This is a genomic window from Enterobacter sp. 22466 (genome assembly GCF_052044775.1).
Classification (GTDB): Bacteria; Pseudomonadota; Gammaproteobacteria; order Enterobacterales; family Enterobacteriaceae; genus Enterobacter; species Enterobacter dissolvens.
In genome coordinates this window covers 1-1,223 of the sequence record NZ_JBQENX010000035.1, presented here as the reverse complement: position 1 = coordinate 1,223, position 1,223 = coordinate 1, and the positions used below count along the sequence as shown (strand labels likewise).

Below are 1,223 nucleotides of genomic sequence, written 5' to 3'. Positions count from 1 at the left end.
TGTGACCTGCCCCCAGGATTAGATACAAGGCTCAGTTAGTAATGTCGGATCCTTCACTCTCAGAATTACCCTTTCTCCAGCTCGCTGCAAACTCAGACGGCGTCTGATAATTCAGCGTGGAGTGCGGGCGACATTCGTTATAATCCTGACGCCATTCGCTGATGGTTTTCCTGGCATGACTGACGTCGCTGAACCAGTGTTCATTCAGGCATTCATCGCGAAAGCGTCCGTTAAAACTCTCAATAAATCCGTTCTGCGTCGGCTTGCCGGGCTGGATAAGTCGCAGCTCCACTCCATGCTCAAAGGCCCACTGATCGAGCGCGCGGCAGGTAAACTCCGGGCCCTGATCGGTTCTTATCGTAGCCGGATAGCCGCGAAACAGCGCAATGCTGTCCAGAATACGCGTGACCTGCACGCCTGAAATCCCGAAGGCAACAGTGACCGTCAGGCATTCCTTTGTGAAGTCATCGACGCAGGTAAGGCACTTGATCCTGCGACCGGTAGCCAGCGCATCCATGACGAAATCCATCGACCAGGTCATGTTGGGCGCCGCCGGGCGGAGCAGCGGCAGACGTTCTGTTGCAAGCCCTTTACGACGACGTCTGCGTTTAACGCCCAGCCCGTTCAGATGATAAAGGCGGTACACGCGCTTGTGATTAACCAGAAGCCCTTCACGGCGCAGTAACTGCCATATGCGGCGGTAGCCAAAACGCCTGCGCTCCAGTGCCAGTTCAGTAATGCGCCCTGATAAATGGGCATCAGCCGCCGGACGCTGAGCGTCATAGCGGCAGGTCGACAGGGACAAACCTGTGAGTCTGCAGGCACGACGTTGCGGCAGACCGGTCGCATCACACATCAACACCACGACTTCGCGCTTCTGGTCTGTCGTCAGTACTTTCGCCCAAGAGCCACCTGAAGCGCCTCCTTATCCAGCATGGCCTCGGCGAGCAGCTTCTTGAGTCTGGCGTTCTCTTCCTCAAGCGACTTCAGGCGCTTAACCTCAGGCACCTCCATGCCGCCATACTTCTTACGCCAGGTATAAAACGTGGCGTCGGAAATGGCGTGCTTACGGCAGAGTTCACGGGCAGAAACGCCGGCTTCAGCCTCGCGGAGGATACTGATGATCTGTTCATCGGAAAAACGCTTCTTCATGGGGATGTCCTCATGTGGCTTATGAAGACATTACTAACATCGCGGTGTATTAATCAACGGGGAGCAGGTCA

1 protein-coding gene is annotated in these 1,223 nt (G+C 55.7%); it reads right to left on the bottom strand.

Features of this window, described 5'->3' with window-relative positions:
• Positions 1 to 31 precede the first annotated feature (31 nt).
• Positions 32 to 1,152 (bottom strand): IS3 family transposase gene (locus tag ACTJJI_RS26170; protein ID WP_440656303.1). Its coding sequence is split into 2 segments (ribosomal slippage): positions 32 to 894 and positions 894 to 1,152, totalling 1,122 coding nucleotides; the frame shifts between segments, so codons are not numbered across the junction.
• Positions 1,153 to 1,223: the final 71 nt, after the last annotated feature.